Source organism: Citrobacter portucalensis, from assembly GCF_002042885.1.
GTDB lineage: Bacteria > Pseudomonadota > Gammaproteobacteria > Enterobacterales > Enterobacteriaceae > Citrobacter > Citrobacter portucalensis.
Window position 1 is genome coordinate 358,690 of the sequence record NZ_MVFY01000003.1, and the last position, 25,278, is coordinate 383,967.

The 25,278-nt window shown below is 52.4% G+C and carries 26 protein-coding genes and 1 other annotated feature; of the genes, 11 read left to right on the plus strand and 15 right to left on the minus strand.

The window, feature by feature from the left end:
* Positions 1–83: 83 nt before the first annotated feature.
* Positions 84–1,268: a multidrug efflux MFS transporter EmrD gene (gene emrD / locus BZK40_RS06835; RefSeq protein WP_032934162.1), complete on the plus strand. Its 1,185-nt coding sequence runs from the start codon at positions 84–86 to the stop codon at positions 1,266–1,268.
* On the opposite strand, the gene BZK40_RS06840 is transcribed toward emrD, so the two are convergent.
* Together BZK40_RS06840 and dsdC are read right to left on the minus strand one after the other, a co-directional pair.
* Positions 1,195–2,277 (minus strand): cellulase family glycosylhydrolase, encoded by a 1,083-nt coding sequence (locus BZK40_RS06840; RefSeq protein ID WP_079934392.1) that lies wholly within the window; start codon positions 2,275–2,277, stop codon positions 1,195–1,197. The genes emrD and BZK40_RS06840 overlap by 74 nt on opposite strands.
* A 78-nt stretch (positions 2,278–2,355) precedes the next feature.
* Positions 2,356–3,282 (minus strand): DNA-binding transcriptional regulator DsdC, encoded by a 927-nt coding sequence (gene dsdC / locus BZK40_RS06845; RefSeq protein ID WP_057067116.1) that lies wholly within the window; start codon positions 3,280–3,282, stop codon positions 2,356–2,358.
* 229 nt (positions 3,283–3,511) lie between these two features.
* On the opposite strand from dsdC, the gene dsdX reads away from it, so the two are divergent.
* Entirely contained in the window at positions 3,512–4,849 is a 1,338-nt protein-coding gene (gene dsdX, locus BZK40_RS06850) for a D-serine transporter DsdX (protein WP_003827107.1), read from the plus strand.
* A 17-nt stretch (positions 4,850–4,866) separates the two neighbouring features.
* On the plus strand, positions 4,867–6,189 hold the full coding sequence (gene dsdA, locus BZK40_RS06855) for a D-serine ammonia-lyase (RefSeq protein ID WP_003827105.1): 1,323 nt from the start codon (positions 4,867–4,869) through the stop codon (positions 6,187–6,189).
* 12 nt (positions 6,190–6,201) lie between these two features.
* On the opposite strand, the gene BZK40_RS06860 is transcribed toward dsdA, so the two are convergent.
* The 7 genes from BZK40_RS06860 to ibpA all read right to left on the minus strand — a co-directional run bounded on the left by BZK40_RS06860 (position 6,202) and on the right by ibpA (position 11,286).
* Positions 6,202–6,714 carry a radical SAM protein gene (locus tag BZK40_RS06860; RefSeq protein ID WP_003827104.1) on the minus strand — a complete coding sequence of 171 codons (513 nt, stop codon included), beginning with the start codon at positions 6,712–6,714 and terminating at the stop codon, positions 6,202–6,204.
* A gap of 14 nt (positions 6,715–6,728) precedes the next feature.
* Positions 6,729–7,091, minus strand: coding sequence for a DUF202 domain-containing protein (locus BZK40_RS06865; protein WP_079934376.1), 363 nt, complete (start codon positions 7,089–7,091; stop codon positions 6,729–6,731).
* Positions 7,081–7,428 carry a YidH family protein gene (locus BZK40_RS06870; RefSeq protein WP_003023888.1) on the minus strand — a complete coding sequence of 116 codons (348 nt, stop codon included), beginning with the start codon at positions 7,426–7,428 and terminating at the stop codon, positions 7,081–7,083. The genes BZK40_RS06865 and BZK40_RS06870 overlap by 11 nt, the downstream gene beginning before the upstream one ends.
* Before the next feature lie 185 nt (positions 7,429–7,613).
* Positions 7,614–9,275 carry a putative transporter gene (locus BZK40_RS06875; protein ID WP_079934377.1) on the minus strand — a complete coding sequence of 554 codons (1,662 nt, stop codon included), beginning with the start codon at positions 9,273–9,275 and terminating at the stop codon, positions 7,614–7,616.
* 110 nt (positions 9,276–9,385) lie between these two features.
* Complete coding sequence (gene dinD, locus BZK40_RS06880; RefSeq protein ID WP_079934378.1) at positions 9,386–10,216, minus strand: DNA damage-inducible protein D; 831 nt, start codon at positions 10,214–10,216, stop codon at positions 9,386–9,388.
* A 135-nt stretch (positions 10,217–10,351) separates the two neighbouring features.
* A complete protein-coding gene (ibpB, locus tag BZK40_RS06885; protein ID WP_003827096.1) occupies positions 10,352–10,780 on the minus strand; it encodes a small heat shock chaperone IbpB in 429 nt (142 codons plus the stop codon).
* A gap of 92 nt (positions 10,781–10,872) precedes the next feature.
* Positions 10,873–11,286, minus strand: a complete 414-nt coding sequence (ibpA, locus tag BZK40_RS06890) for a small heat shock chaperone IbpA (RefSeq protein WP_003023882.1) — start codon at positions 11,284–11,286, stop codon at positions 10,873–10,875.
* Positions 11,280–11,352 (minus strand) — a sequence feature (ROSE (Repression Of Heat Shock gene Expression) occurs in the 5'-region of heat shock genes and acts as an RNA thermometer to modulate expression.). (Overlaps the previous gene by 7 nt.)
* 238 nt (positions 11,353–11,590) lie before the next feature.
* Here ibpA and BZK40_RS06895 point away from each other — a divergent pair.
* A complete protein-coding gene (locus BZK40_RS06895; protein ID WP_003023879.1) occupies positions 11,591–11,923 on the plus strand; it encodes a YceK/YidQ family lipoprotein in 333 nt (110 codons plus the stop codon).
* A 1-nt stretch (position 11,924) separates the two neighbouring features.
* Here BZK40_RS06895 and BZK40_RS06900 read toward each other — a convergent pair whose 3' ends face one another.
* Positions 11,925–13,151, minus strand: a complete 1,227-nt coding sequence (locus BZK40_RS06900; RefSeq protein WP_079934379.1) for a YidR family protein — start codon at positions 13,149–13,151, stop codon at positions 11,925–11,927.
* A 99-nt stretch (positions 13,152–13,250) separates the two neighbouring features.
* Between BZK40_RS06900 and cbrA the strand changes: the two genes are divergently transcribed.
* Entirely contained in the window at positions 13,251–14,396 is a 1,146-nt protein-coding gene (gene cbrA, locus BZK40_RS06905) for a colicin M resistance lipid reductase CbrA (RefSeq protein ID WP_079934380.1), read from the plus strand.
* An 82-nt stretch (positions 14,397–14,478) separates the two neighbouring features.
* Entirely contained in the window at positions 14,479–15,048 is a 570-nt protein-coding gene (locus BZK40_RS06910; RefSeq protein ID WP_053069302.1) for a YidX family protein, read from the plus strand.
* Between the two features lie 44 nt (positions 15,049–15,092).
* On the opposite strand, the gene yidA is transcribed toward BZK40_RS06910, so the two are convergent.
* From yidA to dnaA, 5 genes are all read right to left on the minus strand, one after another.
* Positions 15,093–15,905 (minus strand): sugar-phosphatase, encoded by an 813-nt coding sequence (gene yidA / locus BZK40_RS06915; protein ID WP_003827086.1) that lies wholly within the window; start codon positions 15,903–15,905, stop codon positions 15,093–15,095.
* Between the two features lie 210 nt (positions 15,906–16,115).
* Complete coding sequence (gyrB, locus tag BZK40_RS06920) at positions 16,116–18,530, minus strand: DNA topoisomerase (ATP-hydrolyzing) subunit B (protein ID WP_008786542.1); 2,415 nt, start codon at positions 18,528–18,530, stop codon at positions 16,116–16,118.
* 28 nt (positions 18,531–18,558) lie between these two features.
* Positions 18,559–19,632, minus strand: a complete 1,074-nt coding sequence (recF, locus tag BZK40_RS06925; RefSeq protein ID WP_069323651.1) for a DNA replication/repair protein RecF — start codon at positions 19,630–19,632, stop codon at positions 18,559–18,561.
* 138 nt (positions 19,633–19,770) lie between these two features.
* Positions 19,771–20,871 carry a DNA polymerase III subunit beta gene (gene dnaN, locus BZK40_RS06930; RefSeq protein WP_003023863.1) on the minus strand — a complete coding sequence of 367 codons (1,101 nt, stop codon included), beginning with the start codon at positions 20,869–20,871 and terminating at the stop codon, positions 19,771–19,773.
* Between the two features lie 4 nt (positions 20,872–20,875).
* Positions 20,876–22,279 carry a chromosomal replication initiator protein DnaA gene (dnaA, locus tag BZK40_RS06935; RefSeq protein WP_079934382.1) on the minus strand — a complete coding sequence of 468 codons (1,404 nt, stop codon included), beginning with the start codon at positions 22,277–22,279 and terminating at the stop codon, positions 20,876–20,878.
* Between the two features lie 297 nt (positions 22,280–22,576).
* On the opposite strand from dnaA, the gene BZK40_RS25005 reads away from it, so the two are divergent.
* The 5 genes from BZK40_RS25005 (at position 22,577) to yidC (ending at position 25,273) form a co-directional block, all read left to right on the plus strand.
* Entirely contained in the window at positions 22,577–22,657 is an 81-nt protein-coding gene (locus BZK40_RS25005) for a hypothetical protein (protein ID WP_418221920.1), read from the plus strand.
* A gap of 228 nt (positions 22,658–22,885) precedes the next feature.
* Positions 22,886–23,026: a 50S ribosomal protein L34 gene (rpmH, locus tag BZK40_RS06945; protein ID WP_003023858.1), complete on the plus strand. Its 141-nt coding sequence runs from the start codon at positions 22,886–22,888 to the stop codon at positions 23,024–23,026.
* Between the two features lie 17 nt (positions 23,027–23,043).
* A complete protein-coding gene (rnpA, locus tag BZK40_RS06950) occupies positions 23,044–23,403 on the plus strand; it encodes a ribonuclease P protein component (protein WP_003844432.1) in 360 nt (119 codons plus the stop codon).
* Positions 23,367–23,624: a membrane protein insertion efficiency factor YidD gene (yidD, locus tag BZK40_RS06955; RefSeq protein WP_003023846.1), complete on the plus strand. Its 258-nt coding sequence runs from the start codon at positions 23,367–23,369 to the stop codon at positions 23,622–23,624. Before rnpA ends, yidD begins: the two co-directional genes overlap by 37 nt.
* 2 nt (positions 23,625–23,626) lie before the next feature.
* On the plus strand, positions 23,627–25,273 hold the full coding sequence (gene yidC, locus BZK40_RS06960; protein WP_003827058.1) for a membrane protein insertase YidC: 1,647 nt from the start codon (positions 23,627–23,629) through the stop codon (positions 25,271–25,273).
* The last annotated feature ends 5 nt before the right edge of the window (positions 25,274–25,278 follow it).

Below are 25,278 nucleotides of genomic sequence, written 5' to 3' on the forward strand. Positions count from 1 at the left end.
GTTGTGGTAGATTCCACGCGCATTTACGGGAAAGTGCAGCACCTTATTCTTATTTTTTCACTTTTTGAAAAGTAATCAGCGAAATGAAAAGGCATAGAAGCGTCAATTTGTTGTTGATGTTGGTATTACTGGTGGCGGTAGGTCAGATGGCGCAAACCATTTATATCCCCGCGATTGCTGATATGGCGCGTGAACTGAACGTTCGCGAAGGGGCGGTGCAAAGCGTAATGGCCGCCTATCTGTTGACCTACGGCCTGTCACAACTGATTTACGGCCCACTTTCCGATCGCGTTGGCCGCCGCCCGGTGATCCTCGCCGGGATGTCCATTTTTATGCTGGCTACGCTGGTCGCCATAACCACCCACAGCCTGACGGTATTGATTATCGCCAGCGCAATACAGGGGATGGGAACGGGCGTCGGCGGTGTGATGGCGCGAACGTTACCGCGCGATTTGTATGAAGGCACGCAGTTACGCCACGCTAATAGCCTGTTAAACATGGGGATTCTGGTCAGCCCACTGCTGGCACCATTGATTGGCGGTATGCTGGATACTCTGTGGAACTGGCGTGCCTGTTACATCTTCCTGCTGGTGCTGTGCGCAGGCGTCACGTTTAGCATGGCGCGCTGGATGCCGGAAACGCGCCCCGCAGGTGCGCCGCGTCCACGGCTTATCGCCAGCTACAAAACGCTGTTTGGCAACAGCTCTTTCACCTGTTACGTGCTGATGCTGATCGGCGGCCTGGCGGGCGTTGCGGTCTTCGAAGCCTGTTCCGGGGTGTTGTTAGGCGCGCGTCTCGGCTTAAGCAGCATGGTGGTCAGTATCCTGTTTATTCTGCCCATTCCGGCGGCGTTTTTTGGTGCCTGGTTCGCCGGTCGCCCGAATAAGCGTTTCTCGACGCTAATGTGGCAGTCAGTTATCTGCTGTCTGGTCGCCGGTTTGATGATGTGGATCCCTGGTCTGTTCGACGTGATGAACGTCTGGACGCTGCTGGTTCCCGCCGCACTGTTTTTCTTCGGCGCCGGGATGCTGTTTCCGCTGGCAACCAGCGGCGCAATGGAGCCTTTCCCGTTCCTGGCCGGTACTGCTGGTGCGCTGGTTGGTGGATTACAGAACATTGGTTCCGGCGTGCTGGCGTGGTTCTCTGCCATGCTGCCGCAGACCGGGCAAGCCAGTCTGGGCCTGCTGATGACCCTTATGGGGCTGTTGATTTTTGTTTGCTGGCTTCCGCTGGCGTCACGCGTGTCGCATCAGGGACAGGCGGTTTAAGCGTATGAAGGCCCGGCTTCTCGCCGGGCTTTTCACACTCAGGGGCAATCATGGTATTCAACAACGGCTCCAGCGCCGGTCTCCATGCCCCTTCCTCACCATCATAGAACTGCGTATCCGCATTGATAGCATAGGGAATTTTCGCTTTCTTCAGCTCGCAAGCCATAAAGCGGGCAAACGCCATTTGCGAGGCAGAAGACGCGTTCCTGATGGTTTCTCCCGGCGACCAGCCTCCTACCCAACTAACATGACCGGTTTTCTGCTGCCAGTGAATGGCAGTATTGATACGGGCGCGAATGGCGGCCTTTTCTGCCGCTGTCCCTGAGGTCCACGGGTATTTACCGTTATTTTTCAGCGGCCCCCACGGGAAAATATGCCATTGGGCCAGCACGGTATTCTGACTTTGCGGCGGCAATTTTAGGTTGGGCAAATCTTCCGGAGCGGCATGCAGTTTCGGCGCGATAAATATCATTCGCTGTGGATCGATGGCATGGATGGTACGGATGGTTTTGTCATACACCCTATTGAGCGACGCCTGATTATGGTTGAGCTTATCGGCAGGTTCATAAATCAGGTCGAAACCCAGCAACGGCGAACTTTGACCAAAGTAATGCGCCACTGCCACCCACCAGTTAACCACCTCTTTTTCGTTACTGGCACTGGGGTCTTTTTTATACTCGTCAGCCTGATAGGCGATTATCGGGATCACGCCATACTGCTCGCAGGCTTCCACCAGCTTGCGCAGATGAATGAGCCGCGCCTCCGTAGGCTCACCCGCCACGCGAATGCGCACGTGGGTCAACCCTTTCGCCTTATAATCCCTCACCACCAGCGGATCGAATTCACGGATGCCCCGATCGGTACGCGCCCAATCTACGTCCATCCCAACCCCAAGCTGCTGCACATACTGCGCCGCCGTCAACGCAGGTTGCGCGGCACACACGGTGGCGCTGGCCAACAGTAAAAGGGAAACAATCGGCTTTAACACGGTCGTCCTTACGCAAATCATCAGGAGTGATATCACGTATTTAGCACGCTTTTTCACTTTCCGTGTAGAGCGAAAGCGTAAAAAATATTCGCAACCCGCTTATTTAACCTGCTCCTGCAGCCAGCCAATAAACGCCTCGATTTTCGGCCACTGCCTGCCGGGCAGCGTGGTGATGTAGTAATGCTGATGACATTTCAGTGCCATATCGCCAAAAGGCGCAATCAATTCTCCGCTGTCGAGGCGTTTTTGCACCAGCCGTTTTCGGCCCATCGCCACGCCGATATGGTTCATTGCCGCAATTACTGCTAAATCAGAACGATCAAAACCAATCCCCGACGATGTCGGCAAATTCGCCGCAAAATTCTGCGCCCAACTGTGCCACTCATCGGTCCCGGAATCGTTACTCCACGCCTGTCTGTCGTGCAGCAACGTACAGTGCGGCAAATTCACCAGCGAACCGGTAAGGTCATGGCGGCGGGCGTAGTCCGGGCTGCACACCGGCAGGATCTCTTCATCCATCAGGAAGTGATGCGTGAGTTGCGCGGAGGGTGCATCGTCAAAATAGATGGCGAGATCGATACCCGCACGCTGTAGATTGACGTTGTCGTTCCCGGTCAACATGGTTAGCGAAATTGACGGGTAGCGACGGGTAAAGTCGCCGAGCGCCGGAACCAGCCAGCACTGGGCGATAGAAGGCCGTGAGTAGACGGTGAGCGTCCCCGAGAGCTCCTGATTCTTAATATCAAGAATCTCCTGGTTGAGCGTGTCCAGTGACGACTTCAGCGCCCAAAATACCCGTTTGCCCTCATGAGTGAGTTCCACTTTGCGATGAGAACGAACAAATAATTGGATGCCAAGCTCATCTTCAAGCTGATTTATGCGATGGCTGACGGCGCTGGGGCTCAATGACAGCTCGTCTGCCGCCAGCGCAAACGACTGATGCCGGGCCGCCACTTCAAAAGTATACAGCTTTGACAGCTGCCAGCCGTTGAGCAGCCGGTTTCTGACTTCGCGTAGGGGATCCATTCTCACCTCCTTTCCTTCTGATTCATGCGCTGGAGTGTAAAAAAGTTCGCTGCAAAAATCAGCTCAAAGGTGAACCAGAGTGAACCATATCGCATAAACAAAGCACAATTAGACATAAATCACGCATTTGATGCAATCTGGCTCATGTGAATGGGGATTTATATCGTTTGTCAGACCATGCCTTATTTTTGTCCAATAACCCTATATTAATCACAGGGCAAGGTGAGTTATGCACTCTCAAATCTGGGTTGTGAGCACGCTGCTGATAAGCATCGTGTTAATCGTTTTGACCATCGTGAAGTTCAAATTCCACCCGTTTCTGGCGCTACTGTTAGCCAGCTTCTTCGTGGGTACGATGATGGGCATGGGGCCGTTGGATATGGTCAATGCCATTGAGAGTGGCATCGGCGGTACGCTGGGCTTCCTCGCCGCGGTTATCGGCCTTGGGACCATTCTGGGCAAAATGATGGAAGTGTCCGGCGCAGCCGAACGCATTGGCCTGACGCTGCAGCGCTGCCGCTGGCTATCCGCCGACGTCATTATGGTTCTGGTTGGACTGATTTGCGGGATCACGCTGTTTGTTGAAGTCGGCGTGGTGCTGTTGATTCCACTGGCCTTTTCAATTGCCAAGAAAACCAATACTTCATTACTGAAGCTGGCGATTCCGCTGTGTACGGCGCTGATGGCGGTGCACTGCGTGGTACCACCGCATCCGGCTGCCCTGTTCGTGGCGAACAAGCTGGGCGCAGACATTGGCACCGTGATTGTCTACGGCTTACTGGTCGGCTTGATGGCCTCGCTGATAGGCGGTCCTCTGTACCTGAAATTCCTGGGTAACCGTCTGCCGTTTAAACCGGTTCCGGCTGAGTTTTCTGACCTTAAAGTGCGTGACGAAAGTACGCTGCCGTCGCTGGGTGCTACGCTGTTTACCGTTCTGCTGCCGATTGGCCTGATGCTGGTAAAAACCGTCGCTGAGCTGAACATGGCGAAAGGCAGCACGGTATATACGCTGCTGGAGTTTATTGGTAACCCGATCACCGCGATGTTTATTGCCGTTTTCGTTGCCTATTACATTCTCGGCCTGCGTCAGCACATCGGTATGGGTACGTTGCTGACCCACACTGAAAACGGTTTTGGCTCCATAGCTAACATTCTGTTGATTATCGGCGCAGGCGGCGCATTCAACGCTATCCTCAAGAGCAGTGGGCTGGCGGATACTCTTGCGCTGATCCTCTCGAACATGCATATGCACCCGATTCTGCTGGCGTGGCTGGTGGCGTTAATCCTGCATGCTGCGGTGGGTTCCGCCACGGTGGCAATGATGGGCGCCACGGCAATCGTTGCACCGATGCTGCCGCTCTATCCCAACGTCAGCCCGGAGATCATCGCCATTGCTATCGGTTCCGGCGCTATTGGCTGCACGATCGTTACCGATTCCCTCTTCTGGCTGGTGAAGCAATACTGCGGTGCCACCCTGAATGAAACGTTTAAATACTATACGACCGCGACATTTATCGCGTCCGTGATTGCACTGGCTTGCACATTCCTGCTTTCCTTTATTATCTAAGCGCAAAGAGACTGACTATGGAAAACATTCAAACACTTATCGCCCAGTATCCTTTAGTGGAAGATCTGGTTGCTCTCAAGGAGACAACCTGGTTTAACCCTGGCACCACCTCTCTTGCGGAAGGTTTACCGTATGTTGGCCTGACTGAACACGATGTTCAGGATGCTCACGCCCGTCTGACGCGCTTTGCGCCGTACCTGGCAAAGGCATTCCCGGAAACCGCGGCCACCGGCGGCATTATTGAATCTGAGCTGGCCGCGATTCCGGCCATGCAAAAGCGGCTGGAGAAAGAGTACGGGCAGCGCATCAATGGCGAAATTCTGCTGAAGAAAGACAGTCACCTGCCAATTTCTGGCTCGATTAAAGCCCGTGGTGGCATTTATGAAGTACTGACCCACGCGGAAAAACTGGCGCTGGAAGCCGGTCTGCTGACCACACAAGACGATTACAGCGTTCTGCTTTCGCCCGAATTCAAACAGTTCTTTAGCCAGTACAGCATCGCAGTAGGCTCCACCGGTAATCTCGGCATGTCGATTGGCATTATGAGCGCCCGTATCGGCTTTAAGGTGACGGTGCATATGTCGGCCGACGCCCGCGCATGGAAAAAAGCCAAACTGCGCAGTCACGGTGTGACGGTCGTGGAGTATGAAGAAGATTACGGCGTGGCGGTTGAACAGGGCCGTAAGGCGGCGGAGTCCGATCCAAACTGCTTCTTTATCGATGATGAAAATTCCCGCACGCTGTTTTTAGGCTATGCGGTGGCCGGACAGCGCTTAAAGGCGCAGTTTGCCCAGCAGGGGCGCGTGGTGGATGCAGACCATCCACTGTTTGTTTACCTACCATGCGGCGTCGGCGGTGGCCCTGGCGGCGTGGCGTTTGGCCTGAAGCTGGCGTTTGGCGATAACGTGCACTGCTTCTTCGCAGAACCAACCCATTCACCGTGCATGCTGCTGGGGATTTATACCGGACTGCACGATACGATTTCCGTGCAGGATATTGGCATCGACAACCTGACGGCGGCTGATGGGCTGGCTGTCGGCCGTGCGTCTGGCTTTGTTGGCCGGGCAATGGAACGTCTGCTCGACGGTCTGTACACTCTGGACGATCAGACGATGTACGATATGCTGGGCTGGCTGGCGCAGGAAGAAGGTATTCGCCTCGAACCGTCAGCGCTGGCAGGGATGGCCGGTCCGCAACACGTTTGCGCCTCTGCTGACTATCAGCACATGCACGGCTTCAGCGCGGATCAGCTCAATAACGCCACCCACCTGGTGTGGGCGACCGGCGGTGGAATGGTCCCGGAAGATGAAATGGCGCAGTATCTGGCCAAAGGACGTTAAATACAGCTGAGCTTAACGCAGCATCGCCATCAGCTCCATCGGTGAGCGATGCTGCTTAAGCAGGTCACGCATCACGCGCATATGCGGCGCGGTATGGCTGAAGAAAGCCTGATAGCCTGCACACAGCACGCCCTTTCCATTTTCCTCGCAGTACGCAGGACAATCACCGTGGTAATATTGAAACAATGAGCATGTCTGGCAACGCGTATTCATTGATGACATGGTCTGTCGTTCAATCTGTGCCGTCAGACCACACCACTGGCGAAGCGTTTTATCGAAAAGCTGGATAGATATCTGATTAATATCTTCACGTACCCAGATATCAAATATCGTAATTAAAAATCGGCCCCATGCCTCAGACGTAACCGATTCGTCTGTCAGATGACCTGAACCATCGTGCTTAACCAGCGGAATAAATTGTACCAGGCGAACATTTCCTTGTTGCAAACCACGGTACACTTCAACCGGTTGTAAACACTTCTGATGGTCAATCACCACGTTTAAAACATCATCACTAACATCCATGTTCTCACATCCTGTCATGCAAAATTCCCGATAAATACGATAAGTTGGCGAACATGCGTTACAGCAAACAGCATTGCGAGGGATAACACCGCGAGGGAGATCATAAATTTGTCACGCACCGCGCGAGATTCAGAAAAATCGCTATGACTCACATCCATCAGATTACGGCTGCGGGTGTAGTGCCAGAGGATAATCGCCACTATCGCCAGCACAACTACCGATATCCAGAACAACACTCCCGCCTGGTGCCAGTTGTGCTTAATCGCCAGCGCCATTAACGCGCCATAGCCCAACAACGTGCGAAACCAGGCCAGTGAAGTCCGCTCCGGTTGTAACCCCGGGTCAGCGATGCGTCGGGATTTGCGGCTATCCGGCATACAGCACCAGCGTCATGACAATCACCGCCACAATAGTCAGCATGACGCTGATAATCAGCAGGCTGTGGGTGTAGGGCAAGTCCTCTTTCAGTCGCATCGCCTTTTCGTTACGTAGCCAGCGCAGGTAGCCGTAGATCGCCAGACCGCCGGCAAACAGACACAGCAACAAGGCAAGCGCCTCACGGATGACCGGCGTGGCAAAATCCGGGGCCAGTTGATCAAGGCCAACCCCCGCCGCCAGAAATCCGAGCGCGGTGCGGATCCACGCCAGAAAAGTACGCTCATTTGCCAGCGAGAAGCGATAATCCGGTGCTTCTCCAAGGCGAGAAATCTTCATGACAGCTCCTTAAATATTGTTGTCTGGTCGTTATACCGGAACAGTTAAGGAGTATGAACCTGATTCTCAAACGAGAGGGCGAGTCGGGTGATGAGACAATGGGAAAGAGAGAGGGTGTTTGTAATGCCGGATGGAGAGTTGCGTTTTATCCGGCCTACAGGAGATGCAGGCCGGATAAGTCAGTTTTAACCTAATCCCCAGAAGAGCACCGCCAACAGTTGCGGGGTGATAATCCTCAGGAACATGACCAGTGGATAAACGGTAGCGTAGGAGAGCGCTGCTGCCCCGCTGGTGGCATGCAGGTTATTAGCAAACGCCAAAGCCGGGGGATCGGTCATTGAGCCAGCCAACATGCCACACAGTGTCAGATAGTTCATTTTGGCAAAGATTCGCGCCAGCAAGCCCACGGTAATAAGCGGAATCGCGGTAATGAAAATACCGTAACCCACCCAGCTCAGGCCATCGCCCTGTGTTAGGGTATCGACAAAATCACCGCCTGACTTCAGACCCACCACCGCAAGAAACAGCACGATACCCAACTCTCGCAACGCCAGGTTAGCGCTGGGAGGCATAAACCAGTACAGCTTACCGATGCTACCAATACGCCCCAGGATCAGGGCCATAATCAGCGGCCCGCCGGCCAACCCCAGTTTCAACGCCACCGGGAACCCCGGGATGAACAGCGGGATTGAACCCAGTAGAACACCCAGCCCGATACCGATAAATACCGGCAGCATCTGCACCTGCTGCAGTTTTTGCTGCGCGTTACCCACAACATTGGCAACGGCATCAATGGACGCGGGACGCCCCACCAGATTGAGGATATCCCCGAATTGCAGGCTGGCGTCACTGCTGGCTACCAGCTCAACACCCGCACGGTTCAGGCGGGAAATCACCACGTCGTAACGTTCTTTAAAGTGCAGGTCGCGGATACGTTTACCCAGCACCTGCTCGTTGGTCACCACCACGCGTTCGACGCGTAAATCGGTACCTCGCGTAGACAGCGATGTGTCTACCTCCTGCCCAATCACCACCTGCGCGTTATGCAGGTCAGCAGGCTGTCCGACCAGGTGTAGCAGGTCGCCCATCTGGATAACAGTCCCTGGCGACGGCACCATCAATGTCTCGTCACGTTTCAGACGCGAGCAGATGATTTTGTCGCTGTTCAGAATCGGGACATCCTGAATCGCCATATTGTTGATGTTTGGGTTTTCCACGCGGATGTTCATCGTCTGAATCAGTGCGTGCCCGTTGGTCAGCGTGGATTCATGCTGCTGGGCTTCAGCATCGACGTTAACGCGGAAAATAAGGCGCATCAGCCACATGGTCAGTAAAATTCCGCAGATGCCGAAAGGATAAGCCATGGCATAGCTCATCCCCATCTGGTCAACCACATCGCCAGGCGTACCTAAATCGCGCAGAATTTGCTGCCCCGCACCTAACGCCGGGGTATTGGTGACCGCTCCAGAGAATATTCCCAGCACCACAGGGAGAGGAATGGCAAAAATCTTATGCAGGATCGCGGTGACCATGCCACCCATGATGACAATCAGCACAGCAAACAGATTCAGCCGCAGGCCCGAAACGCGCAGAGAAGCAAAAAAGCCCGGCCCCACCTGAATACCAATGGTGTAGACGAAAAGAATCAGGCCAAATTCCTGAATAAAATGCAGCATGTCGCCGCTCAGGGTCATCCCTGCCTGATCGACAAAATGCCCGACGATAATACCGCCGAACAGCACGCCTCCAATGCCAAAACCCACACCACGTATTTTTATGTTGCCGATCCATAACCCGACAACTGCCACTAATGCCAGAACGCTGACCGTCAATGCTATATCACTCATTATTCTGTTCCCTGTGAATAACATTTCATTTAACGAGGATTATGACTGAAGCGTTCAGGCATGAATGCAGAGTGGCGCACATTATCATGCTACAAGGCGCTCTGGAGCGCTTAAGAAGGGCGCTCTTTACTGTTTTTCTTTACGTCGATTTGTAATTGCTGAATGCTTTTTTCTGGCAATGGCAGCGCTTCTGGCATCGTGCCCCCCAGATCATGAATAGTCTGACGAACTTTGCGACCTACTTCATAATGCGTCTGATTAGCTTGCTGTTTGGTGTTAACAGAGTCTCTGCGCAGTTTGTCTTCCGTTTGCGTTGCCCGAAACAGATTTGCCGCGAGCTCTGTAGACCCCATGTGATCGAGAATTTTTTGGCTTTTCTTCAACCCTTTACGTTCATGAATCGCTCGCTGATCTAAACCACCATAAAGCCCCTTGTAACCATGGTTTTGAAAGATAGCAAAATCGAAAGTGGTCTCTACGCCAGCAAGTTGTGCAGTTTCAACAAGATGCTTATTGTGTTCTTTTAGTTCATTGCGTAAGAACAAACGTTTTTCATCCTCACGCAGAGATTTAAAAGCAGCATCATCGGCCAACTCCTGACGCCGGGTTTGAATAGCAAAGTAGGTTTGCCCTGCCGCTATAACAGGTTTCGCGGGATCACCATTTTGCACGACCAGATAACAGGCGTAGCGGGAGAGTTTTACGTCTTTTAGTTTCCGACTGGCTCCTGACCCAATTCGTACCATTTCGAGGATCTCCTCGAAATGGTCACTCTCTAATTGACCACTGGCTACACATGACTCCACTGCTTTCTTTATGACAGGTAGAAAATGTCGGTACTCTGAATATTCAAGAGTTTTAGCGAATGCCCGGGCAGACCAATATTCAACCCCGGCATCATCAAACTGTTTCATGGCTTCAAATGGCTGATGTTCACTCATAAAAACATTCCCTCGTTAAGAGTATTAATACTGGATGTTTTTACAGTGAAACATTCGTTACAACAAGTCAGTTTCATGTGTGCTGACGCACAAAAAAGCCCCGTCATTTCTGGCGGGGCAAAGGCATGGAGCTATTTAACTATCTAATGCAGGACGTTCGCTGATGGCGATACGTTGTGGAGCAATGGTTTCAGGTTCATTCCGGGTCAAATCAATATGCAGCAAGCCGTTAGTGAAGCTTGCGCCGGAGACCTCCATATTTTCAGCCAGCGTAAAGCTCAGGCTGAACGGCTGAGTGACCAGCCCCTGATGCAACCATTTGGTCTCTTTTTCCGGCTGCTGCGGCGTACCTTTCACGGTCAGGCGCGTGCCTTCCAGTTGAATATCCAGATCTTCCTGGCGGAAACCGGCTAACGCAAGGGTAATGCGGTAGTGGTTATCATCGCTCTTTTCGATGTTATAAGGCGGGAAGCTCTGGCTTTCACCGGTGTTTTGCAAGGCATTGGCCAGTTTGTCAAAACCGATCCATTGACGCAGCAGTGGGGATAAATCGTAGTTACGCATAATAATCTCCTTCCAAGAAGCGAGTAGGTACCTTTCGGCTCCCTGACGGCAAGCCGATGACTTAGCAAGGCCGCCTGAAGCGGCCTACAGAATTAGTTGATTTCGATGCGGCGCGGTTTGTTCGCTTCAGGAATCACGCGCTCAAGATCGATATACAGCAGACCATTTACCAGGTTTGCGCCGCGAACATGAATGTTCTCCGCTAACTGGAACTTGCGTTCAAAGTTGCGCTCGGCAATACCCTGATACAGGTAAGTACGTTCTTTTTGATCGTCCGCATGGGCGCCTTTTACCACCAGCAGATTGTCCTGGGCAGTAATTTCCAGTTCGCTTTCAGCAAAACCGGCAACGGCAATTGCAATGCGGTAATGGTTTTCGTCTACCAGCTCCACGTTGTACGGAGGGTAGCCGCCATTGCTCTGGCCCTGATTGTTTTCCAGCAGGTTAAACAGACGGTCAAAACCAATAGCAGAACGGTACAGCGGGGATAAATCAAAGTTACGCATAATCAATAGCTCCTGAAATCAGCGAGAATAATTGACCTTCCATCATGGACAGGTCAGGTAGCCAGGACACCCATCAGGCATGCCCTTCATTTGTCTACACTCTAAAAATGGGTCTTAATACAAACTTTTCAAGCGTATTCATCTGACTTTTTTTGCAGTTTGTTGTCTATTGCATACACTGGGGGGAGCAGTTGTTCTCGTTAAATCGCGATGGCCGCCACAGTGCGACGAAATGGTGATGTTATTTTCGCAACGGATCGCTTTAACTCACCATGCAAACACGATAAATACAGATGAATAAATGATGATTAAAAAAATGTTGGTAACACTGACGATGTGTAGTGGGATGGCGTTTGTAAGCGGTTGTTCCAGCATAATGTCGCATACAGGTGGCAAAGAAGGGACGTATCCTGGCACGCGAGCCAGTGCCACAATGATTAGCGAAAGTGATACGAACTGGGGAACCAAGTCGCTGGCGATTCTGGATATGCCTTTTACCGCGGTGCTCGATACGGTATTGCTACCTTGGGATCTCTTTCGCAAAGATAACTCGGTGAGATCCCGCGTAGAAAAGAGCGAGGAGAGAACCCAGGCCACGAACGCCGTTATTCCCCCGGCAGAAATGTCTGCTCCATAAATTAACGCCCGGTTTCAGTCACCCACAGCTGGCGGAAACCCTCGACGTCTTCCATCCACGCAACCTGTCGACCATCAGGGGAGAAGACGATCGCATCGGCCGACGGAGGGTTATCATGACGTTCCGTTAAAAAATCAATCTCGCCCGTTTGAACATCACAACAGGCAATTCTGTTCTCCAGTACAAATCCCAGCCATTTCCCCGATGGGTGCCAGTTAAAGGCTGACTGAATATTCGTAGCGCACTGGGTAAGCTGACGCAGCGATCCACCCTGTGGGGAAATCAGCCACAGCTGTACAATACCGTTGTCATCACGCATTAAAAACGCAATCTCAGATGCCTTTGGATTACTGCGTACCCAGTGGCGAGGCTGATTCACCAGCCCCGGGAAGGCGCGCTCATGGGTAAACGTCAGACGGCGTTGGCGAATACCGGATGGTGGCGCAGGCATGGTCATGTCAGTCCCCTCCAGAGGCGCGTCCCCCGGCTGTTTCCAGCCGCTTTCATCCTGTGGCAAATCAACAATAAACAGCTCCGGTACTTTCTCGCCAGTGGCTGATAGCGTATCACCGATAAACGCCAGCCTGTTTTCTCCAACCCAGCCCTCTTCATAGGCGCGGTTAATCTCATCGCTACCCGGTTTTGGCGTTGGTGTCGTCTGGCTCACCAGCACGCACCAATGGCTGCCACTGTATTCACGCGGATGCTGCGCGGAGACCTTCACCGGACCATACGGTGCAGCCACACCGACGTTGCGTAAATCGAGCGCCGGAGAGCGCTCATGCAGAACATGGTCGTTATAGGTGAAACTGACAAACTCACCGTTCGGGCTAAAAACATGCACATGACTCCCGCCGCGCAGCGCACCTGGCGTATAGGGCGCAGTAATATCCATTGCATCCAGATTCTCCACCCCAGCCTGCGTAACAATCACCCCACGACGATGATGGAAGTCGTAATGCCATGTTTCATCAGGATTTTCAGGCCCGTGAATGAATACATATTTTTCCAACTTTGGATGAACGGTCACCACGCCAACGTGCGATCCCTGAGTAGCCCGGTAAATCACCTCCAGCTCGCCAGTATGGATATTGACGCGCTCAATTGTTTCACCGGTAAAGGAAGCGCCGGAAGGGCGCACATCAAAGACCAGCCACTGGCTGTCCGATGTCCAGGTGTTGATATTGGTAAGCTGATGATTACGCGGCGTAAAGGTGATTTGCTTCATGAGATGCCCTGATACAAGACGATTAAAACAATCATACTTCACAAGCACTTCACTTTCAGGCTTTAGCGTATCGCCATCTTCATTTTTGCGGACAGAAAGATGGAACATTTTGACGTAGCGATTATCGGTTTAGGTCCGGCAGGCGCAGCGCTGGCGCGACAGTTGAGCGGAAAAATGCGCGTGATTGCGTTGGATAAAAAACGCCAGTGCGGCAACGAAGGTTTCACTAAACCCTGCGGCGGTCTGCTGGCCCCGGACGCCCAGCGTTCGTTTATCCGCGACGGGATAACCTTACCCGTTGATGTTATCGCCAACCCGCAGATTTTTAGCGTTAAAACGGTTGATGTTGCCGCTTCTTTGACGCGTAACTACCAGCGCAGCTACATTAATATCAACCGCCATGCTTTTGATTTATGGCTTAAATCTCTCATCCCTGATGATGTGCAGGTGTATCACGACAGCCTGTGTCGGAAAATCTGGCGCGAGGGCGATAAATGGCATGTTATCTTCCGCGCCGACGGTTGGGAGCAGCAGATCACTGCACGTTATCTGGTGGGGGCAGACGGCGCGAATTCACTGGTGCGCCGTCATCTCTATCCACAGCACCAAATCCGTAAATATGTCGCTATTCAACAATGGTTTGCGGAAAAGCATCCCGTACCGTTCTATTCCTGTATTTTTGATAACGATGCAACTGACTGTTATTCCTGGAGTATCAGCAAAGATGGCTATTTTATCTTTGGTGGCGCCTACCCCATGAAGGACGGACAGGCACGCTTTGACGCGCTGAAAGAGAAGCTGGAAGCGTTCCATTTCCAGTTCGGCAAACCGGTGAAAAGTGAAAAATGTACGGTGCTATTCCCCTCACGCTGGAAAGACTTCGTCTGCGGCGAGGACAACGCATTTTTGATTGGTGAAGCGGCCGGTTTTATCAGCGCCAGCTCGCTGGAAGGGATTAGCTATGCGCTGGACAGCGCGGAGATCCTCAAATCGGTACTGCTGCGGGATACGCCAGATATGAATCACGCTTACCGTAAAGCCACCCACAAGTTACGTCTCAAACTGTATGGCAAAATCCTGAAAAGCCGGACCCTGACGTCGGCATTTTCCCGTAAATGGATTATGCGTAGCGGCGTTGCGCATATTCCCTTGGCAAAATCTGAAAGTCACCCGCCAGCGAAAGCAAAGCGTGAGAAATCGCGTAGTATGGCTATGACATTATGGCGCGTTTTTTTAAGGGATTAAGTTGAACATAAAATATAGCTGGTTGGTAAAATCACTGGTCGTATCATCGCTTAGCGTTATGTTATCAGGGTGCCTGAGCTTTATGTGGCTCAAAGCAGGCGATCCACACACAACAATGGAAAAGTGGGAAACAGACACCGTTATTGGCTTATCGTCAGGTAAAGATAATGATGGTAATGAAGGCTATGTCTTTGTCGGTAAAACGTTTGATTATCTGATAACCAGTGGTGCCGAAAGCGTGGTGAAGTTGCTGCAAGATCCGCAAATCGACCGTCATAATTTACAGGCAGTTGATATCGCCAAATTCATCATCAGCGACAATAAAAAGGTGTTTAAAGGCGTATTAACGCTTAAATACACAGGGGAAACGCAGGACGTTAAACAAGTGCTTACGGGCTACGGTTTTGACTGCTCAGCGCAATACTGCACTAAAAATCTATCCAAACTGCAAGGGACAATCCATAAAAAAAGCACCAAACAGGATTACTCGCAGATGCTTACGTTTTATCATCCATTTACCGTTGGTTTTTACGAATATAAAACCTCACATATACCCGAATTCGTCACAAACGGACTGCTGCCCATTACTATCACTCTGGATGTCGTAACCTCTCCATTACAAATATTATTTTTTAATTATTATCACCAATAAATATTTAAATGGGCAAATGTAACAAGGCACTTGCCCATAATTTCTTAATTCAGCGCAAATTTCTCAATGGCATACGCGACGCCATCTTCAAGGTTAGATTTCGTCACGAAGTTGGCGATTTCTTTGACTGACGGAATAGCGTTATCCATGGCAACGCCCACCCCTGCGTATTCAATCATCGCGATGTCGTTTTCCTGATCGCCAATCGCCATCACCTCTTCGGCTTTAATGCCTAACGCATCGGCCAGCGATTTTACGCCCGTCCCTTTATTGACGCGTTTATCGAGGATTTCGAGGAAGTACGGCGCACTTTTCAGCACGGTGTACTTCTCTTTTACTTCCGCAGGTAGACGAGAGATAGCTTTATCGAGGATCTCCGGCTCGTCAATCATCATCACTTTCAGGAACTGGGTTGCGGGATCCATTTTCTCGGCTTCACAGAACACCAGCGGGATGGTCGCGACAAACGATTCGTGCACCGTGTAGTAGCTGATATCACGGTTCGCGGTATACAGCGTATTGCGATCGAGGGCGTGGAAATGCGAGCCAACTTCCCGGGAAAGCTGCTCCAGGTAGCGATAATCATCATAGCTCAGCGCGGTTTGCGCCACGGTACTGCCATCCCCTGCTTTCTGCACCAGCGCACCGTTGTAGGTAATGCAGTAGTCACCGGGTTGTTCCATATGTAGTTCTTTCAGATAGCTGTGAACGCCGGCATACGGGCGTCCCGTGGTCAGCACCACATTCACGCCACGCGCGCGTGCCGCGGCAATCGCCGTTTTGACCGCTGGTGAAATGGTGTGATCGGGCAGCAGAAGTGTGCCATCCATGTCGATAGCAATAAGTTTGATAGCCATGAGTTCCCCGGATTAAATGAGTCCGTCCTCATGCTAACGCGATTCCGCTCAAAAAACAGCTACGAAAAGGGGGATAGAAAGGGGAATCGAGATTCCCCTTTTTGTAGATTGGTTGTCGTTTGAAGGCCTGATAAGCAACGCGCCATCAGGCACAATACAACGTCTTGCCGGATGGCGGCGTAAACCGCCTTATCCGGCCTACAGATTGGCTTAAATATCGATGTTCGCCGCTTTCAGGGCGTTCTCTTCGATAAATGCGCGACGCGGTTCAACGGCATCGCCCATCAGCGTGGTGAACAGCTGGTCGGCAGCAATCGCATCCTTCACGGTAACGCGCAACATGCGACGGCTTTCCGGATCCATGGTGGTTTCCCACAGCTGTTCCGGGTTCATCTCGCCCAGACCTTTATAACGCTGGATAGCGAGGCCACGACGAGACTCTTTCTGCAGCCATTCCAGTGCCTGCTCAAAGCTGGCAACCGGCTGGCGACGCTCGCCACGTTCGATAAACGCATCGTCTTCGATCAGCCCACGCAGCTTCTCGCCAAGCGTACAAATACGATGGTACTCGCCACCGGTCACAAATTCATGTTCCAATGGATAGTCAGTATCGACACCGTGGGTACGCACCCGGATCACCGGTTCGAACAGGTTCAGTTCAGCGTCTTTACGCACGAAGCTATTCCAGGTGCTGCCGTGCATTTCGTTTTCATTAAGCACGTTAACCAACTGGGAAACCCAGGCCGTAACTTTCGCTTCATCAGCCAGATCGGCTTCTGGCAGCGTCGGTTGATAAACCAGCTCTTTCAGCAGCGCTTTCGGGAAACGACGTTCCATACGGCCAATCATTTTCTGCGTCGCGTTGTATTCAGAAACCAGTTTCTCTAACGACTCACCGGAAAGGGCCGGTGCGCTGGCGTTGGTGTGCAGCGTAGCACCATCCAGAGCGATAGAGATCTGATACTGATCCATCGCTTCGTCATCTTTAATGTACTGTTCCTGCTTGCCTTTTTTCACTTTGTACAGCGGTGGCTGTGCAATGTAAACGTGGCCGCGTTCAACGATTTCCGGCATCTGACGATAGAAGAAGGTCAACAGCAGCGTACGAATGTGCGAGCCATCGACGTCCGCATCGGTCATGATGATGATGCTGTGATAACGCAGTTTGTCCGGGTTGTACTCGTCTCGACCGATGCCACAGCCGAGCGCAGTGATCAGCGTCGCGACTTCCTGAGAGGAGAGCATCTTGTCAAAGCGCGCTTTCTCGACGTTGAGGATTTTACCCTTCAGCGGCAGAATCGCCTGGTTTTTACGGTTACGGCCCTGCTTCGCAGAACCGCCCGCGGAGTCCCCTTCCACAAGGTACAGTTCGGACAGCGCCGGGTCACGTTCCTGACAGTCCGCCAGCTTGCCCGGCAGACCCGCTAAGTCCAGCGCGCCTTTACGACGGGTCATTTCACGCGCACGACGTGCAGCTTCACGAGCACGCGCAGCATCAATAATTTTGCCAACAACGATTTTCGCGTCAGACGGGTTTTCCAGCAGATATTCGCTCAGCAGTTCGTTCATCTGCTGTTCTACCGCCGATTTCACCTCAGAGGAGACCAGCTTGTCTTTGGTCTGTGAGGAGAACTTCGGATCCGGTACTTTCACGGAAACAACGGCAATCAGGCCTTCACGGGCATCGTCACCGGTAGCGCTGACTTTCGCTTTTTTGCTGTAGCCTTCTTTGTCCATGTAGGCGTTCAGGGTACGGGTCATCGCCGCACGGAAGCCTGCAAGGTGAGTACCGCCGTCACGCTGTGGAATGTTGTTGGTGAAGCAGTAGATGTTTTCCTGGAAACCATCGTTCCACTGCAGCGCAACTTCAACGCCAATACCGTCTTTTTCGGTGGAGAAGTAGAAGATATTCGGGTGGATCGGCGTTTTGTTTTTGTTGAGGTATTCAACAAACGCCTTGATGCCACCTTCGTAGTGGAAATGGTCTTCTTTGCCGTCGCGCTTGTCGCGCAGACGAATAGAGACGCCGGAGTTCAGGAATGACAGCTCACGCAGACGTTTCGCCAGAATGTCGTATTCAAATTCAACAACATTGGTAAAGGTTTCGTGGCTTGGCCAGAAACGGACCTGAGTCCCGGTCAATTCTGTTTCGCCGGTTACTGCCAGCGGCGCCTGCGGCACACCGTGCACGTAAGTTTGCTGATGCACTTTGCCTTCACGACGAATCACCAGTTCCAGCTTCTGTGACAGGGCGTTAACGACGGAAACACCCACGCCGTGCAGACCGCCGGAAACTTTATAGGAGTTATCATCGAATTTACCGCCTGCGTGCAAAACGGTCATGATAACTTCCGCTGCCGAAACGCCCTCTTCCGGGTGAATACCGGTTGGGATACCACGGCCATCATCGGTAACGGACACGGAGTTGTCAGCGTGAATCGTTACCACGATATCTTTACAGTGACCCGCGAGCGCTTCGTCGATAGCGTTATCTACCACCTCGAATACCATGTGGTGCAGACCGGTGCCGTCATCCGTGTCGCCGATATACATACCCGGGCGCTTACGCACCGCATCCAGTCCTTTCAGGACTTTGATACTGGAGGAGTCATAAGAATTCGACATCAACGTTTCTCGCTCATTTTATCTTGGGTTAATCCGTTATTTTACCCTTTTCCACGGTAAACATCTTCGAATTTTCATCGGACATGTCTATAACGTGTTCAGCGCTGATTGCGCTGACAAAGACCTGAGATTGCGTGGCTTTTAAGCGGCTGGCCAGCAGTCCGCGACGCGCGTCATCCAGTTCAGAGGCAAAATCATCTATCAGGTACAGGCAGCGCCGCCCGCTTTCACGGGTCAGGAACTCCCCTTGCGCCAGACGTAAGGCGCACATCAGCAGCTTTAGCTGCCCACGCGACAACGTATCTTCCACCGGCGCACCGTCGGCGCGAATGCGGAAATCCGCCTTATGCGGGCCGTGCGCAGTGTAGGTCAACATGCGATCGCGTTCAAAACTGCGTTCCAGCACTTCGGCATAATCAGTCTCTTTCTCCCAGCCGCGCTGGAATGAGAAGGAGAGCGAAAACTCGGGAAGAAACTGCTGGCAGGTATCCGCCATATCCTGCGCGATACCGGCGCTGTACTCCGCGCGCCAGGTGCTGATTTGTTCCGCCAGCGGGATAAGTTCTCTATCCCACGGGCGCAGTTGCTCATAACGACTCACCTGGCGCAGTGCCGCATTGCGCTGCTTGAGCAGTCGCTTCAGGTTGCTCCAGGCGGTGAAAAATCCGGCTTCATTGTGAAAGCATCCCCAGTCAAGAAATGCTCTTCTGTATTTGGGGCCGCCGTTGAGTAAAGTAAACCCCTCTGGCGTGATCAGCTGCATCGGCATCAGGTGTGCCAGTTCTGCGACCTTGTGCCCGTCAGTGCCGTCAATGCGCACTTTGCTGTCGCCCAGTTTGTCTTTCGTCAGGCCAATCGACGTCTCACGTTCTTCACCCTGCAAACGCCCGTGTAAAACAAACGACTCCTGCTCGTGGCGAATCACGCGGCCAATCTGCAAACTGCGAAACGCCCGGCCATGGCCGAGCGTATAGATGGCTTCCAGCACACTGGTTTTGCCGCTGCCGTTCGCGCCAACCAGGAAGTTAAAGCCAGGGGATAAAGCGAGATCCGCATTTTCAATATTGCGGAAATCTTTAATCAGGAGTCGGGATAGCGACATATCAACTCATAACCAGGGCGTTATCGTCGCAGTTAGTCTGGTTACGGCCAGCGCACAGCAACCGGAGCGTACTGAAGTACGTGAGGATTGCGAGCACTGCCCGGAGCCAGAATAACAAGTAAGATAGCCCGATATTCTTTACAAGCGCATAGGCATGACGACATAGGCTGCAGATTGTGACGCTGCATCTTCAATCTGTACGCTCGATACGGAATCGGTCAGCAGAATACGCACGTTCTCGCACTTCAGCGCGTTCAGAACGTCCAGTACGTAGCTCACGTTAAAGCCGATTTCCAGTTCTGTACCAGGATAGGAGACATCCAGAATTTCTTCTGCTTCTTCCTGCTCCGGGTTGTTGGCGGTGATTTTGAGCTGGTTTTCGCTGACATACAGACGCACGCCGCGGAATTTCTCGTTCGAGAGGATCGCCGCACGCGCAAACGCCTGTTTGAGGATATCGCAACCGGCTTCCAGATGCTTGTCCGGATTCTTCGGCAATACGCGGCGATAATCCGGGAAACGGCCATCAACCAGCTTAGAGGTGAAGATGAAGTCACCAACGTGCGCACGAATGTTGTTGCTGCCAATCTGCACGCGCAGCGGGTTATCGCCGCCGTCGAGCATACGCATCAGTTCAATCACGCCTTTACGCGGTACGATCACCGAATGGCTTGGCAACGGCTGACCAACAGGCATTGAACAGACCGCCAGGCGGTGACCGTCGGTCGCCACGGTACGCAGCTCTTCCCCTTCGGTTTCAAACAGCATGCCGTTTAAGTAGTAACGTACGTCCTGATGCGCCATCGAAAACTGCGTGGCTTCAATCAGGCGCTTCATCGTCGCCTGCGGCAGGGTGAATTCGACTTCGCTCTGCCAGTCGTCCAGATTCGGGAAGTCGGCGGCAGGCAGCGTAGACAGCGAGAAACGGCTGCGGCCAGAACGCACCAGCATACGGTCGCCTTCCAGTTGAACGGCAATTTCCGCGCCTTCCGGCAATCCACGGCAAATATCGAAGAATTTACGCGCCGGAACGGTGGTCGCACCAGGTTCATGAGGCTGGATCAGCGCCACGCGCGCCACCATCTCCATTTCGAGATCGGTGCCGGTCAGCGAAAGCGTGCCGTCAGCAACCTGCAGCAGCAGGTTTCCGAGAATAGGCAGTGTAGGACGTCCACCCAGCGGGCCGCTGACCTGCTGAAGCGGTTTTAATAAATGTTCACGTTCAACGGTAAATTTCATAGCGTCACGAAGATAATGTTCTGATTAAATTGGAGAAATCTTCTTTAATATCATGGCTTTCTTCACGCAACTGCTCAATCTTGCGGCAGGCATGAAGCACGGTAGTATGGTCACGCCCACCAAACGCGTCGCCAATTTCCGGCAGACTGTGGTTAGTGAGCTCTTTTGCCAGCGCCATCGCCATCTGGCGCGGACGAGCTACCGAGCGAGATCGACGCTTAGAAAGCAGATCCGCAATTTTGATTTTGTAATACTCCGCCACCGTCTTCTGGATATTGTCGATGGTGACCAGCTTTTCCTGCAAAGCCAGCAGATCGCGCAGCGCTTCGCGCACGAAATCGATAGTAATCGCCCGGCCGGTAAAATTGGCGTTGGCGATCACGCGGTTCAGTGCGCCTTCCAGCTCACGTACGTTAGAGCGTAGACGCTTGGCAATAAAGAACGCGACTTCACCCGGCAGACGAATGTCGTTTTCGTCGGCTTTTTTCATCAGGATCGCAACACGCGTTTCCAGTTCAGGCGGTTCGATCGCGACAGTCAGTCCCCAGCCAAAGCGGGATTTCAGACGATCTTCAACGCCGTTGATCTCCTTCGGATAGCGATCCGAGGTCAGGATGATCTGCTGATTGCCTTCCAGCAGGGCGTTAAAGGTGTGGAAAAACTCTTCCTGCGATCGCTCTTTATTCGCGAAGAATTGGATATCGTCAATCAGCAGCGCGTCAACGGAACGGTAGTAGCGTTTAAACTCTTCGATCGCGTTGTTTTGCAGGGCTTTGACCATGTCCTGCACAAAACGCTCGGAGTGCATATACACCACTTTGGCGTTTGGCTTACGCGCCATAATGCCGTTACCGACAGCGTGCAACAGGTGGGTTTTACCCAGACCCGTACCGCCATAAAGGAATAACGGATTGTAGGCGCCGCCAGGATTGTCCGCCACCTGACGTGCCGCCGCGCGCGCCAGTTGGTTAGATTTACCTTCAACGAAGTTATCAAACGTGTGTTTGACGTTGACGTTAGAACGATAGGTAGGTTCTGCCGGAGCCGGGACGTTATCCCAGCCTGGACGCGCCGCCGGAGTAGCACGTTGCGGTTGCACTTGCTGAGCCACGTGGGCGGGCGCAACAACATTGTTGACCGGCGTTTTCAGCGTTTGCGTGACGGGTTTAGTGCCGACTTCAAAGCGCAGCTGTGGGGCATCCGCTCCACAGAAATTATTGAGTAATCCATTAATATTATTAAGGTATTTATCCCTTACCCAATCGAGCACGAAACGGTTTGGCGCATACAAAGCCAGCGTGTTATCGCTCAGTTCCGCCTGCAACGGGCGTATCCACATACTGAACTCTGTGGCTGGTAACTCATCCTGCAATCGGGCAAGACACTGCTGCCAAAGCGAAAGTGACACGGCGGACTCCACTCGAACAAAAGTCGATAAATGACAAAGGCTGAAACATTCATGATTGTTGACGCACATCGACAAGACCCTATGCAAAGGGTGACGTGCGAATTGCTATCTGCAATTTTTACCCGATCAGGATCCATTGAAACGATCAGGACCGCGGATCATAGCGTAAACTGAGAAAGAGATCTTCTGTTTCTCACAGATTCTTCCCGATTTATCCACAGGATGATCCAGAATCGGCTAAGTGTAAACGATCCTGGAGAAGTGCTGCAGGTTTTAGCGCGCATATTGAAAAAATTAATGAGTAAAGATGCTTTACTGCTTAAACGATCTAATAAAGATCCCGTGCGATCCTTGCGCTTTATCCACCAGCCCGTATAATTCTTACCCCCAGCGAGTAACGGTCGCCTTACGGCGTCAACGCTGCCTGTTTTTTACGCGAAACCATGCGGAAAAAAGCGGGAAATAAGGAAAGAGAATTGACTCCGGAGTGTACAATTATTACAATCCGGCCTCTTTAATCACCCACACTGTGGCGTAAGTCGTTCGAAATTCGTTCGGGTATACGCAAAAGTCAGTGAATTTATTCAAGTTTAGGTAGAAATCGCCATGAAACGCACTTTTCAACCGTCTGTACTGAAGCGCAACCGTTCTCACGGCTTCCGTGCTCGTATGGCTAATAAAAATGGTCGTCAGGTTCTGGCACGTCGTCGTGCTAAAGGCCGTTCTCGTCTGACCGTTTCTAAGTAATAAAAGCTAGCCCCTGAGTGGTTAAGCTCGCATTTCCCAGGGAGTTACGTTTGTTAACTCCCACTCATTTCACATTCGTCTTCCAGCAGCCACAACGGGCTGGCACGCCGCAAATCACCATCCTCGGCCGCCTGAATTCGCTGGGGCATCCCCGTATCGGTCTTACAGTCGCCAAGAAAAATGTTAAACGTGCGCATGAACGCAATCGGATTAAACGTCTGACGCGTGAAAGCTTCCGTTTACGTCAGCACGAGCTTCCAGCAATGGATTTCGTGGTGGTGGCGAAAAAAGGGGTTGCTGACCTCGATAACCGTGCTCTCTCGGAAGCGTTGGAAAAATTATGGCGTCGCCATTGTCGCCTGGCTCGCGGGTCCTGATAGCCCTCATTCGGGTCTATCAACGCCTGATCAGTCCGCTGCTTGGGCCGCATTGCCGTTTCACTCCAACCTGTTCGAGCTACGGAATTGAGGCATTGCGCAGGTTTGGAGTGATAAAAGGCAGTTGGTTGACGGTGAAACGCGTATTAAAATGCCACCCTTTACACCCTGGTGGTGACGATCCCGTCCCGCCCGGACCATTTGATACCAGAGAACACTAACGATGGATTCGCAACGCAATCTTTTAGTCATCGCTTTGCTGTTCGTGTCTTTCATGATCTGGCAAGCTTGGGAGCAGGATAAAAACCCGCAACCTCAGGCCCAACAGACCACGCAGACAACGACCACCGCAGCGGGTAGCGCCGCAGACCAGGGCGTACCGGCCAGTGGCCAGGGGAAACTGATTACGGTTAAAACTGACGTGCTTGATCTGACCATCAACACCCGTGGTGGTGATGTGGAACAGGCTTCACTGCCAGCTTACCCGAAAGAACTCGGTTCTACCGAACCGTTCCAGTTACTGGAAACTACGCCACAGTTCATCTACCAGGCACAGAGTGGCCTGACAGGTCGTGACGGCCCGGATAACCCGGCTAACGGCCCACGTCCGCTGTACAACGTCGATAAAGACGCGTTTGTACTGGCTGACGGTCAGAACGAACTGCAGATCCCGATGACCTATACTGACGCAGCGGGTAACACATTCACTAAAACGTTTGTTCTTAAGCGTGGTGAATATGCTGTCAACGTTAACTACAGCGTGCAGAACGCCGGCGAAAAACCGCTGGAAATCTCCACCTTTGGTCAGCTGAAGCAATCCATCAATCTGCCATCTCATCGCGACACCGGTAGCAGCAACTTTGCGCTGCACACCTTCCGTGGCGCGGCGTACTCCACGCCGGATGAGAAGTATGAGAAATACAAATTCGACACCATTGCTGAAAACGAAAACCTGAACGTCAATGCTAAAGACGGCTGGGTCGCAATGCTGCAACAGTATTTCGCAACGGCATGGGTTCCGCGTAACGACGGCACCAACAACTTCTATACCGCTAACCTGGGTAACGGCATTGCCGCTATCGGCTATAAATCACAGCCGGTACTGGTACAGCCTGGCCAGACTGGCGCGATGACCAGCACCCTGTGGGTCGGCCCGGAAATTCAGGATAAAATGGCGGCCGTTGCACCGCACCTGGATCTGACCGTGGATTACGGCTGGTTGTGGTTCATTTCTCAGCCGCTGTTTAAACTGCTGAAGTGGATCCATAGCTTCCTGGGTAACTGGGGCTTCTCCATCATCGTTATCACCTTTATCGTTCGTGGCATCATGTACCCGCTGACCAAAGCGCAGTACACCTCCATGGCGAAGATGCGTATGCTGCAGCCGAAGATTCAGGCTATGCGTGAGCGTCTGGGCGATGACAAACAGCGTCAGAGCCAGGAAATGATGGCCCTGTACAAAGCTGAGAAGGTAAACCCGCTGGGCGGCTGCTTCCCGCTGATCATCCAGATGCCAATCTTCCTGGCGTTGTACTACATGCTGATGGGCTCCATTGAACTGCGTCATGCGCCGTTCGCCCTGTGGATCCATGACCTGTCTGCACAGGACCCGTACTACATCCTGCCGATTCTGATGGGCGTGACGATGTTCTTCATTCAGAAGATGTCTCCGACCACCGTAACCGACCCGATGCAGCAGAAGATCATGACCTTCATGCCGGTCATCTTCACCGTGTTCTTCCTGTGGTTCCCGTCAGGTCTGGTGCTGTACTATATCGTCAGCAACCTGGTAACCATTATTCAGCAGCAGCTGATTTACCGTGGTCTGGAGAAACGTGGCCTGCATAGCCGCGAGAAGAAAAACTCCTGATTCGG

Excerpts from the sequence above, each read along its gene's own strand:
- emrD (WP_032934162.1), top strand. The coding sequence starts at position 84 with ATGAAAAGGCATAGAAGCGTCAATTTGTTGTTGATGTTGGTATTACTG.
- BZK40_RS06840 (WP_079934392.1), bottom strand. The coding sequence starts at position 2,277 with ATGATTTGCGTAAGGACGACCGTGTTAAAGCCGATTGTTTCCCTTTTA.
- dsdC (WP_057067116.1), bottom strand. The coding sequence starts at position 3,282 with ATGGATCCCCTACGCGAAGTCAGAAACCGGCTGCTCAACGGCTGGCAG.
- dsdX (WP_003827107.1), top strand. The coding sequence starts at position 3,512 with ATGCACTCTCAAATCTGGGTTGTGAGCACGCTGCTGATAAGCATCGTG.
- dsdA (WP_003827105.1), top strand. The coding sequence starts at position 4,867 with ATGGAAAACATTCAAACACTTATCGCCCAGTATCCTTTAGTGGAAGAT.
- BZK40_RS06860 (WP_003827104.1), bottom strand. The coding sequence starts at position 6,714 with ATGGATGTTAGTGATGATGTTTTAAACGTGGTGATTGACCATCAGAAG.
- BZK40_RS06865 (WP_079934376.1), bottom strand. The coding sequence starts at position 7,091 with ATGCCGGATAGCCGCAAATCCCGACGCATCGCTGACCCGGGGTTACAA.
- BZK40_RS06870 (WP_003023888.1), bottom strand. The coding sequence starts at position 7,428 with ATGAAGATTTCTCGCCTTGGAGAAGCACCGGATTATCGCTTCTCGCTG.
- BZK40_RS06875 (WP_079934377.1), bottom strand. The coding sequence starts at position 9,275 with ATGAGTGATATAGCATTGACGGTCAGCGTTCTGGCATTAGTGGCAGTT.
- dinD (WP_079934378.1), bottom strand. The coding sequence starts at position 10,216 with ATGAGTGAACATCAGCCATTTGAAGCCATGAAACAGTTTGATGATGCC.
- ibpB (WP_003827096.1), bottom strand. The coding sequence starts at position 10,780 with ATGCGTAACTACGATTTATCCCCACTGCTGCGTCAATGGATCGGTTTT.
- ibpA (WP_003023882.1), bottom strand. The coding sequence starts at position 11,286 with ATGCGTAACTTTGATTTATCCCCGCTGTACCGTTCTGCTATTGGTTTT.
- BZK40_RS06895 (WP_003023879.1), top strand. The coding sequence starts at position 11,591 with ATGATTAAAAAAATGTTGGTAACACTGACGATGTGTAGTGGGATGGCG.
- BZK40_RS06900 (WP_079934379.1), bottom strand. The coding sequence starts at position 13,151 with ATGAAGCAAATCACCTTTACGCCGCGTAATCATCAGCTTACCAATATC.
- cbrA (WP_079934380.1), top strand. The coding sequence starts at position 13,251 with ATGGAACATTTTGACGTAGCGATTATCGGTTTAGGTCCGGCAGGCGCA.
- BZK40_RS06910 (WP_053069302.1), top strand. The coding sequence starts at position 14,479 with ATGTGGCTCAAAGCAGGCGATCCACACACAACAATGGAAAAGTGGGAA.
- yidA (WP_003827086.1), bottom strand. The coding sequence starts at position 15,905 with ATGGCTATCAAACTTATTGCTATCGACATGGATGGCACACTTCTGCTG.
- gyrB (WP_008786542.1), bottom strand. The coding sequence starts at position 18,530 with ATGTCGAATTCTTATGACTCCTCCAGTATCAAAGTCCTGAAAGGACTG.
- recF (WP_069323651.1), bottom strand. The coding sequence starts at position 19,632 with ATGTCGCTATCCCGACTCCTGATTAAAGATTTCCGCAATATTGAAAAT.
- dnaN (WP_003023863.1), bottom strand. The coding sequence starts at position 20,871 with ATGAAATTTACCGTTGAACGTGAACATTTATTAAAACCGCTTCAGCAG.
- BZK40_RS25005 (WP_418221920.1), top strand. The coding sequence starts at position 22,577 with ATGAGTAAAGATGCTTTACTGCTTAAACGATCTAATAAAGATCCCGTG.
- rpmH (WP_003023858.1), top strand. The coding sequence starts at position 22,886 with ATGAAACGCACTTTTCAACCGTCTGTACTGAAGCGCAACCGTTCTCAC.
- yidD (WP_003023846.1), top strand. The coding sequence starts at position 23,367 with ATGGCGTCGCCATTGTCGCCTGGCTCGCGGGTCCTGATAGCCCTCATT.
- yidC (WP_003827058.1), top strand. The coding sequence starts at position 23,627 with ATGGATTCGCAACGCAATCTTTTAGTCATCGCTTTGCTGTTCGTGTCT.